The following is a 10172-nucleotide window of genomic DNA, read 5'->3' as shown; positions in this document are numbered from 1 at the left end:
CGGCCTCATCGAGCCCGGCCGCCGCGTCCTGCAGCCCGGACCGGGCGTGCCCCACACCGGCCGTCCACTGCATCGGTTCGGCTGCGGCCGCGGAACGGGCCGCCAGGTCCCCGCAGATGCGTTCCAGCAGGCTGTCCTCCAGCATCCGTGCCGGCAGGGCGAGCAGCACCGCCACCTGCCCGGTCTGGAGGGCAGCGGCGAGCGCCGAGTTCCGGGTAGCGTCCAGGACAGCCTCGAGCATCTCCAGCAGGGCCCGTTCCTTGCGCTGCATGGACATCGGGTCCTTCCCCGTCCCGGCGTCCAGATGCAGCACCAAGGGAAGGTAGGCCGGCGAGGGGCGCAGTCCCAGGGCGGAAGCCCGGGTCAGCACTTCAGCTTCGGCGGATACCCGCTGCGCGCGCAGTTCGTGGATCAGGCCTGCCTGCGCCTGCTGCGCCAGTCCGGCCTGGTCCCGTTCCGCGAGCCGGTTGATTGCCAGGGCCTGGCCCGCCCGTTCCAGTACCATGGCCGCTTCCGCGGCGGCCTCCGGCGTGGGCGGAGCAGCCGGGAGCACCAACCGGCCCCAGTGCTGGCTGCCCAGCCCAACCGGTGTCTGCAGCCACTGCTCATCGCCGGCGAGCCTGGTTTCGCGGAAGCCGCGCACCGCGCGGGAGCGCCGCTGCCAGTCACGGAGCAGCTCCTGCGGTTCGACGCCGCCGGCAGCGTAGGCGACCACCAGGTGGGCGTTGTCCTCCAGCACCACCGGAAGGCCCAGCAGCTCGGCGGTCCGGTCCACGATCTCCTGCACTCCGGCGCTCTGCAGGCTCAGCATCGTAAACACCTCGTGAACCTGCCTGGCCTTCTCCACCTGTTCCAGCTGCCCGGCCACGATCCGGCGGTGGACCACCTCCGTGACCTCCACAAAACGGATGGTCCGGTGCAGGCGGATCACGGGGAGCACTGCGCCACCGCCCTGCGCCGCCCGCGCCGCACCTTCCTCCAGTGCCGCCGCGGCGCCGGGGCGGTCCGGCGGCACCTCCACGATCACCGCGGCCGCACCGGCGGACTGCAGCCCGCTGAGGTAGTCGTAGGCCTGGGCGGCGGACTCGCCGAACGCCAGGCCGGTGGTCAGCACGAGTTCCCCGCCCTCCAGCAGGTCGGTGAGCGTGCGGAGCTCGGCGACGTGGACCCAGCGGACGGGCGCGTCGAGCCGGTCCAGCCCAGTGAGCACCTGGGGCGCTCCGGCCCGGACAACGTCGAAGTCAAGGACCGCTTGCAGTGACAGGCTCATGCAGTGAGTCTAGGCACGACCGCTCCGCGGAGGGTTACAGACCGTAAAAATTTCGCAGTATTTCTTTACACCCTGCAAGTGTTCACCGCGCGGCAGCGTCGGCAGGATTGATCCCAGACCCCCATTACTAAAAGGAGCACACGTGCAGACCACGCAGCACTGGATCAACGGAGCCTTCACGGCCCCCGCCGACACCCGCCTGGCAGATGTCACCAACCCGGCCACCGGCAAGGTCACCTCCCAGGTGGCACTCGCCAGCGTAGAAACCGCCAATGAGGCAGTTGCCGCGGCCACCGCCGCTTTCCCCGCCTGGCGCGACACCTCGCTGGCCCGCCGTGTGCAGATCCTCTTCAAGTTCCGCGAGCTGCTCAACGCCCGCAAGCCCGAACTCGCCGCCATCATCACCGCCGAACACGGCAAGGTGCTTGACGACGCACTCGGCGAGATCAGCCGTGGCCAGGAAGTCGTGGAGTTCGCCTGCGGCATCCCGCACCTGCTCAAGGGTGGCTACACCGAGAACGCGTCGACCAAGGTGGACGTGCACTCCATCCGCCAGCCCGTCGGCCCGGCCGCCATCATCAGCCCCTTCAACTTCCCGGCCATGGTGCCCATGTGGTTCTTCCCGGTTGCCATCGCTACCGGCAACACCGTGGTCATCAAGCCCAGCGAAAAGGACCCGACGGCGGTCAACTGGGTCGCTGAGCTCTGGAAGGAAGCCGGCCTTCCCGACGGCGTCTTCAACGTGCTCCACGGCGACAAGGTGGCAGTGGACACCCTGCTGCACCACCCGGACATCAAGTCCGTTTCCTTCGTGGGCTCCACCCCGATCGCGCAGTACGTCTACCGCGAAGGAACCGCCAGCGGCAAGCGTGTCCAGGCCCTGGGCGGCGCCAAGAACCACATGATCGTCCTGCCCGACGCCGACCTTGACCTGGCTGCCGACGCCGCCGTCAATGCGGGCTTCGGATCCGCCGGCGAGCGCTGCATGGCCATCTCCGCACTGGTCGCCGTCGGCCCCATCGCCGACGAACTGGTCGCCAAGATCGCCGAGCGCACCCGCACCCTGCGCATCGGTGACGGTCTGCGCGGCACCGACATGGGTCCGCTGGTCACCGCCGTCCACCGCGACAAGGTGGCAGGCTACGTCGACGCCGGCGAAGCCGCGGGCGCCACGGTGGTCATCGACGGCCGCAAGGTGGAGGCAGACGCCGACGGCGAAGGCTTCTTCCTGGGCCCGACCCTGTTCGACAACGTCACCCCGGATATGTCCATCTACACCGATGAGATCTTCGGCCCCGTGCTCTCCGTGGTCCGCACCGAAACCTACGACGAAGCGCTGGCACTGATCAACGCCAACCAGTACGGCAACGGCACCGCGATCTTCACGAACGACGGCGGCGCTGCCCGCCGCTTCGAGAACGAAGTTCAGGTCGGCATGGTTGGCATCAACGTTCCGATTCCCGTTCCCATGGCGTACTACTCCTTCGGCGGCTGGAAGAACTCGCTCTTCGGCGACTCGCACGCCCACGGCACCGAAGGCGTACATTTCTTCACGCGCGGTAAGGTCGTCACCACCCGCTGGCTGGACCCGAGCCACGGTGGACTGAACCTCGGGTTCCCGCAGAACGCCTAGGACAGAAGGAGTATCCACACATGAGCACCACAACCGACTCTGCAGTCACGGAAGAGGAACTGGCCGCCGGGCGCCGGGCCTTCGACCTGGACCGCAAGCACGTCTTCCATTCCTGGTCCGCGCAGAAGCAGATCAAGCCCATGACTGTCACCAAGGCCGAGGGCTCCTACGTCTGGGACGGTGAAGGAAACCGGCTGCTGGACTTCTCCTCGCAGCTGGTCAACACCAACATCGGCCACCAGCACCCCAAGGTGGTCGCGGCCATCCAGGAGCAGGCCGGCAAGCTGTGCACCGTCGCGCCGCAGCACGTCAATGACGCCCGGTCCGAGGCAGCACGCCTGGTCTCGGAACTGACCCCAGGCAACCTGGACACGGTGTTCTTCACCAACGGCGGCGCCGACGCGATTGAGCATGCCATCCGCATGGCACGGCTGCACACCGGCCGTTACAAGGTCCTCTCCGCCTACCGCTCCTACCACGGCGGCACCGCGCTGGCGATCAACGTCACCGGGGATCCGCGCCGGCTCCCCAACGACTACGGCAATGCCGGAACCGTGCACTTCCACGCACCGTTCCTGTACCGCACCCAGTTCCACTCGACCACCGAGGAAGAGGAATGCCAGCGGGCCCTGGACCACCTGGAGCAGCTCATCCTGCTCGAAGGCCCCGGTGCCTTCGCGGCGCTGGTCCTGGAATCCATTCCCGGCACCGCCGGGATCATGGTTCCGCCTGCCGGGTACCTTGAAGGCGTCCGTGAGCTGACCCGCAAATACGGGATCATGTTCATCGCCGATGAGGTCATGGCCGGATTCGGCCGCTCGGGCAAGTGGTTTGCGATCGAGCATGCCGCCGGCGTCGAACCGGACCTGATCACCTTTGCCAAGGGCGTCAACTCGGGTTACGTGCCGCTGGGCGGCGTAGCGATTTCCGACGAGATCGCGGCGACGTTCGCTGACACCCCGTTCCCGGGTGGGCTGACCTACTCCGGACACCCGCTCGCCTGTGCCGCCGCGGTGGCGACCATCGGGGCAATGCGTGAGGAAGGCATGGTCGAAAACGCCGCCCGCCTGGGCGAGACGGTTTTCGGTCCGGGTCTGGACGCCTTGGCGCAGAAGCACCAGAGCGTGGGCGAAGTCCGCGGAACCGGTGCATTCTGGGCCATCGAACTGGTCAAGAATCAGGAAACGCGGGAACCGCTGGCAGCGTACGGCGGTTCAAGCCCGGCCATGAACGCACTGATCGGTGCGTGCAAGGAACGCGGTCTGCTGCCGTTTGCCAACTTCAACCGCATCCATGTGGTGCCGCCGCTGAACATCAGCGATGAAGAGGCCCGCACCGGCCTGGGCATCCTTGACGATGTCCTGGCGATTGCGGACGGCTACACGGAGTCCTAACCTCCACTGAGCTGCCCAGCATCTGCGCAGCATAAGAAGGCGGGAATCCGGCCCAGCCGGATTTCCGCCTTCTTTGTTGCCGCCAAATAGCCACGTCATTTCCGGCCTGGACGGGCTTCACCCACTCCCCGTCCAGCCACTGCATTCCCAGCCCGGTTAATTCCGGCAACTTGGTCAACACCGTTGACAAGTTCAACTGCCTCCCGTTTTATAGAAGCAGTCTGACCCCACGAACGGCATTCATTTTCCTCCATAACGGAGCGGAAATGCGCTGGGTCAGAAGACCCCGAAGTGAAATACGAGGTATCTGTGCCACAGGCAGAATGGATGTTCCATTCCGGAGCAGTTCTCGACGGCCGTCGAATGGCCTGCAGCGCGGGCGCTGTGGCGGTCTTCGCCGGCCGAATTTCCGCCCTCGACACCGATCAGGGGCTCCGCGCACTGGCAGGCCCCTCTACCTTCAACCTGGCAGGCCCCTCCACCTTCAACCTGGCCGGCCGGCTCACCGGAGGCGTCCGGTACAAAGGTGCTTTCCACCCCCGCCTGCGGGACCAGGATCGCATGCCCTGCCGGTTGCTCCGGCCCCGGAACAGGCACTGCCCGCCTAGTCACCACCACTATGCTGGACCTGCCCTCAGGCCAGCCAACCGAACGGACCCAGCTCTAAAATGACCAACACCAGCTCCATTCCCGTCGCTCCTGCACCCGAGGCCACCGGGCTCCCCGCCGGGGTAGTAATCCATCCCGACAGCCTGGACCTGGTCCACGAGCCCGTCCCGGAATCCGCCGTCGCTTCCGGCACCCCGTCCACGGGGCTGCATGAGCTCGGGAATTTCGGTGGTGTGGACCTCGGCGTCTGGGAGATGTCCGAGGGCGGGATGTACGACACCGAAGCCGAAGAGGTCTTTGTGGTGCTCTCCGGCGCCGCGACCGTGGAGTTCCTGGCAGCTGACGGCTCCGTGGCCGCGACCCATGAGCTCACCCCGCATACGCTGATGCGGCTCGCCGCCGGAACCCGAACCCGCTGGACCGTCACCAGCACCCTCCGCAAGGTCTACCTCACCGCGTCCTAAGGACCGGGTTCCCCGCTCCCCAGCAAAACCACATTCACGGAGTAAGAACATGCACCAGTTCACCGAAGGCCACCAGTTCATCAACGGCCGCTACCGGCAGGGCAGCGGCGAAGAGGCGAAACGCATCAACCCCGCCACGGGCGAAACCGCCGAAACGCTGCGGTACGCGGACACCACTGACGTCAACGACGCCGTTGCCGCCGCGAAGCAGGCCTTCACCGGCTGGTCCAGGCGCACCCCCGGGGAACGCGCCGAGGCGATGCTGGCACTGGCCACTGAACTTGATTCCCGGGCGGGCCAGCTCGCCGAGCTGGAAACCGCCCAGACCGGCAAGTCCATCCGGATGTCCAAGGAATTCGACGTCCCCGGGACAGTGGACAACGTGTCCTTCTTCGCTGGAGCAGCCCGCCAGCTGCACAGCCCCGCTGCGGGTGAATACGGAGCCGGCGGCACCTCGATGGTCCGGCGGGAGGCGATCGGCGTCATCGGCTCGATCGCTCCTTGGAACTACCCGCTGCAGATGGCCGGCTGGAAGATCCTGCCGGCGATTGCCGCGGGCAACACCATCGTGCTCAAGCCCAGTGAACTCACCCCGGCAACCTCGCTGATCTTCGCCGAAGCCGCCGCTGCCGCAGGCATTCCTGACGGCGTCATCAACATCGTGACCGGCTCCGGGCCGGTCGCCGGCGAGGCACTGGTGACCCACCCCGACGTGGCCATGACCTCCTTCACCGGATCCACCGCCGTCGGCCGCCACATCATGGCCCTGGCGGCACGCACGGCGAAGCGGGTTCACCTGGAACTGGGCGGCAAGGCCCCGTTCGTGGTCTTCGACGACGCCGACCTCGAGGCCGCCGCGCACGGTGCCGTCGCCGGATCGATCATCAATGGCGGCCAGGACTGCACCGCCGCGACCCGTGCCTACATCCAGGCTCCCCTGTTCGAGGAGTTCACAGCCCGCGTGGCGGAGTTGATGAACGCCGTCGTCGTCGGAGACCCCACCGATCCAGACACGGATCTTGGCTCCCTGATCAGCCACGTGCACCGGGACAAGGTCGCCGGATTCGTGAACCGGGCCCGGGACTCCGGAGCCAGCATCCTGGCCGGCGGCGAAGCCCCGGGCGGCGCACTGGCGGCCGGCGCGTTCTACCGGCCCACTCTGGTGACCGGCGCAGCGCAGGACTCGGAGATCGTGCAGGACGAAATCTTCGGTCCGGTGCTCACCGCGCTGCCGTTCGAGTCCGACGACGAGGGAATTGCGCTGGCCAATGACACGCCGTACGGCCTGGCAGCCTCCGCCTGGACCAGGGACCTCTCCCGCTCGCTGCGCGCCAGCGAAGAGATCCAGGCAGGCTGCGTGTGGGTCAACGACCACATTCCGATCGTGTCTGAAATGCCCCACGGCGGCTACAAGGCCTCCGGCTTCGGCAAGGACATGTCGATGTACTCCTTCGAGGAATACACCAACGTCAAGCACGTGATGATGAGCCGCGATGCTGCCACCCACAAGGACTGGCAGGACACGGTATTCCGGGCACGCTGATTCCCGCGCCCTAGCCACCGTTCCATCTTCCGGAGGTTTTCCATGATCGAGATCACCCGTACCGGCGCCCTGCGTTCACCCGCGGCAACCGGGCCCAGCACCAGGCCCGGACTGCGGGTGGGGGTGGTCCAGCATCGATGGCAGCCCGATCCGGAAGCAGTCAAGGCCGAGCTGAGTGACGGGATCGCGCGTGCAGCGGATCAGGGAGCCGCCGTCGTTTTCCTGCCCGAGCTCACGCTTTCCCGTTACCCGGCCGACACCCTTCCGGACGGCTGCCCGGCCGATCTCGCCGAAGACCTCACCGACGGGCCGACGTTCGCATTTGCCGCCGCTGCCGCACGGCGCCACGACGTCTGTGTCCATGCCTCCCTGTATGAGCGGGCGGACGGTCCGGATGGGCGGGGGCTGAACACGGCGATCCTGGTCTCCCCCGAGGGCCAGCTGCTGGCCCGCACACCCAAGCTGCACATCCCGGCCCGGGCCGGGTACTACGAGGACACGTACTTCCGTCCCGGTGCCGCCGGGGAGGCCTACACGATCCATGCTCCGGCGGAGCTCGACGGCGCGCAGCTGGGCCTGCCGACCGGCTGGGATCAGTGGTTCCCCGAGCTGGCCCGGCTGTATGCACTGGGCGGAGCAGAAGTACTGGTCCATCCGTCGGCGATCGGTTCGGAGCCGGACTTCCCGGACTTCGACACGCAGCCGCTGTGGCAGAAGGTGATTCTGGGGAACGCCATTGCCAACGGGCTGTTTATGGTGGTTCCGAACCGGTGGGGCCACGAGGGCAACCTCACGTTCCACGGATCGTCCTTCATCTGCGATCCGTACGGCCGGGTGCTGGTCCAGGCTCCCCGGGACGAGTCGGCGGTCCTCGTGGCCGACCTCGACCTCGACCAGTGCGCCCACTGGCGCACGCTCTTCCCGTTCCTGGAGACCCGCCGCCCGGAGACGTATGGCGCGCTGGTTGAGTCTGGAGCTGGCGTTGGCGGTGGGGCTGGCGGTGCGGGGGCTGGCGTTGGGGCTGGCTTGGCAACCGGCACTTCCAGCCCGGTTCAGAGTTACGCGTACAGCGGCAGGTAAATCCGTGGATGCGGAGGGCCGCACATCCCCAACCGGCCACAACCTGCCTAGCTGATCCCCAGGTCCTGACTCAGCTGATCCCCAGGGCCTGACTCAGCTGATCCCCAAGTCCTGAAGGGTCCTGCGCAGGGTCTCGGCGGAGTCCTGCAGCGCCCGGGTCTCGCCGTCGTCGAGCGGCATTTCCAGCATCTTGTAGACGCCGCCGGATCCCACGATGCTTGGCAGCGAGAGGGCCACTCCCGAGATTCCGTATTCACCCTGCAGCATGGCCGAGACCGGCAGCACTGCGTTTTGGGCCTGGAACACAGCCTCCACGATCCTCACCCCGGCTAATCCGATCGCATAGTTCGTGGCACCCTTGCCTTCGATCACCTTGTAAGCGGCATTCACGACGTCGTCGGTAATAGCAGCGAGCAGCGCGTCGGTGAAGACCTGACGGCCGCTGATCGTCCACTCCCGGATAGGGACCGGACCAATGGTCGCACTGGACCAGACCGGGAATTCGCTGTCTCCGTGTTCGCCGATTATCGTCGCGTGCACGCTGGTCATCAGGACGTGCGCGGCCCGGGCCACCAGCAGACGCAGGCGGGAGGTGTCCAGTACCGTCCCGGAGGAGAAGATCCGGTTGGACGGCAGCCCAGTGATTTTTTGGGCCGCCACGGTCAGGACGTCGCAGGGGTTGGTCACGAGGATGTAGACGGCATCCGGCGCCTGATCCACGAGCATCGGCATCAGGGTTTCCATGATCCGCACGTTGGCCGCGGCCAGGTCCAACCGGCTCTGTCCTGGTTCCTGCCGTGCGCCGGCCGTTACGACGATGACGTCGGCTCCGGCGAGTGCTTCGATCCGCCCGCCGCCGGTGACCGTGTTGGCCCCTGTGAACTGGGTGCCGTGGGCGAGGTCCAGCGCTTCGGCTTCCGCGCGTACGGCGTCGATATCGTAGATGACGATTTCCCGGGCGGCTTCACGGATCAGGGCCGCGTAGGCCAGCGCGGTTCCCACGCTTCCTGCCCCGACGATTCCGAGCCTGGTAACTGGTTTGGTGGTGATGTTGGCCATCATGAAGAGCCTCGCTCACGGTAGGAGGGATCCCCCTACAGGCACTATAGAACCGGCTTGGTACCGAGGGGAACGGTCCCCCGTCGGGCGTCATGTCCGGGTACGGAATCGGTGCGGAGCAGGCCGGGGGGGGCCTGGGTGGCCGGGGTGGCCGGGGTGCCCGGGATTCCGGCGGTGGCTCCCCGGGATGGCCGGGATGGCCGGGATTCCGGCGGTGGCCGGTGTTTCGCCCGGAATCCGGGGTAACGCGGTGGCGGCTTGCAGGGCGGTGGGACTCGCCGTCGTTGGTTAATGCTTGCCTTTTACTCCGCGTGCTTCGGATACATTTGGCCCCGATACCGATGGAGGAAAGCCGCATGAGAACCCTGAATGCCGTGCCCACGGAACGAATCCACCTTTGGCTGATGCTTGCGTTGACGTTTTCCACGGGAGTAATTGATGCCCTGGGGTATTTGGGGCTGGATCAGGTTTTTACAGGGAATATGACCGGCAATGTACTGCTTCTGGGTATGGCATTTGCCGGTGGTGCGGATCTCCCTGTACTTCGACCGGCCCTGGCTTTGGTGTTTTTCATACTGGGTGCTGCGCTGGCGGGTCGGGTGCTGCGGCATGGGTCTGAAGGGTGGTCGATGCGGGTGACAGCGGCGCTGATGGTGGTTGCCGGCACGATAACGCTGCTTGCCGTGTTTACTGCGGTGGTTGATGTGCAGGCGGATGAGGTTCTTGGCAGCGTCACGACGTCGTCGATGGCTTCTGCGATGGGGATCCAGGCCGCAACGGCCAAGCGGCTGAAGGTTGCGGAAATTTCGACTGTGGTGGTCACGTCGACAATCACCGGTCTGGCTGCGGATTCCCGGTTGGCTGGAGGAAACGGCCGATTTTGGGCTAGACGGGTACTGGCTGTCGCGCTCATTCTGGCCGGTGCGGTTGCCGGTGCTGCTGCGTTGAATGTGGGCTTGTGGCTGGGATTTGCCGTTTCTGCGCTGATTTCCACGACGGTTGTCGTTCTGGGAACAGTCAGGGCCCGCGGGGAGCGTCGGGAGCACTAGGCGGGAGGGTCGGCTGGCGGTGTGTGGGCGGGTGCGCGGGGGCGCAGCGCGGGGGCGCGGGCAGCGCGAGG

General features: G+C 66.6%; 8 protein-coding genes. 6 read left to right on the top strand and 2 right to left on the bottom strand.

Annotated elements, in window-relative coordinates; all coding sequences use genetic code 11:
- A partial coding sequence (locus RTN46_RS14865; protein ID WP_312182525.1) for a PucR family transcriptional regulator ligand-binding domain-containing protein occupies positions 1-1270 on the bottom strand: 1270 nt, incomplete at its 3' end.
- 142 nt (positions 1271-1412) lie between these two features.
- Between RTN46_RS14865 and RTN46_RS14860 the strand changes: the two genes are divergently transcribed.
- The 5 genes from RTN46_RS14860 (at position 1413) to RTN46_RS14840 (ending at position 7993) form a co-directional block, all read left to right on the top strand.
- The gene (locus tag RTN46_RS14860; protein ID WP_312182524.1) at positions 1413-2903 is read left to right on the top strand and encodes a CoA-acylating methylmalonate-semialdehyde dehydrogenase; all 1491 of its coding nucleotides are present in this window, start codon (positions 1413-1415) and stop codon (positions 2901-2903) included.
- 20 nt (positions 2904-2923) lie between these two features.
- Entirely contained in the window at positions 2924-4297 is a 1374-nt protein-coding gene (locus tag RTN46_RS14855; RefSeq protein ID WP_312182523.1) for an aspartate aminotransferase family protein, read from the top strand.
- 668 nt (positions 4298-4965) lie between these two features.
- Complete coding sequence (locus tag RTN46_RS14850) at positions 4966-5370, top strand: cupin domain-containing protein (RefSeq protein ID WP_312182521.1); 405 nt, start codon at positions 4966-4968, stop codon at positions 5368-5370.
- Between the two features lie 49 nt (positions 5371-5419).
- Positions 5420-6913 (top strand): gamma-aminobutyraldehyde dehydrogenase, encoded by a 1494-nt coding sequence (locus RTN46_RS14845; RefSeq protein ID WP_312182519.1) that lies wholly within the window; start codon positions 5420-5422, stop codon positions 6911-6913.
- Between the two features lie 42 nt (positions 6914-6955).
- Positions 6956-7993, top strand: coding sequence for a nitrilase-related carbon-nitrogen hydrolase (locus RTN46_RS14840; RefSeq protein ID WP_312182517.1), 1038 nt, complete (start codon positions 6956-6958; stop codon positions 7991-7993).
- A gap of 93 nt (positions 7994-8086) precedes the next feature.
- Here the strand turns inward: RTN46_RS14840 and RTN46_RS14835 are convergent, their stop codons facing one another.
- The gene (locus RTN46_RS14835) at positions 8087-9055 is read right to left on the bottom strand and encodes an L-lactate dehydrogenase (RefSeq protein WP_312182515.1); all 969 of its coding nucleotides are present in this window, start codon (positions 9053-9055) and stop codon (positions 8087-8089) included.
- A 353-nt stretch (positions 9056-9408) separates the two neighbouring features.
- Between RTN46_RS14835 and RTN46_RS14830 the strand changes: the two genes are divergently transcribed.
- On the top strand, positions 9409-10101 hold the full coding sequence (locus RTN46_RS14830) for a YoaK family protein (protein WP_312182513.1): 693 nt from the start codon (positions 9409-9411) through the stop codon (positions 10099-10101).
- Positions 10102-10172 lie beyond the last annotated feature (71 nt).

This window comes from Arthrobacter sp., from assembly GCF_031988865.1.
Classification (GTDB): Bacteria; Actinomycetota; Actinomycetes; order Actinomycetales; family Micrococcaceae; genus Arthrobacter_B.
Note: the sequence above shows the minus strand (reverse complement) of the source record. Positions and strands in the feature narration are given on the sequence as shown.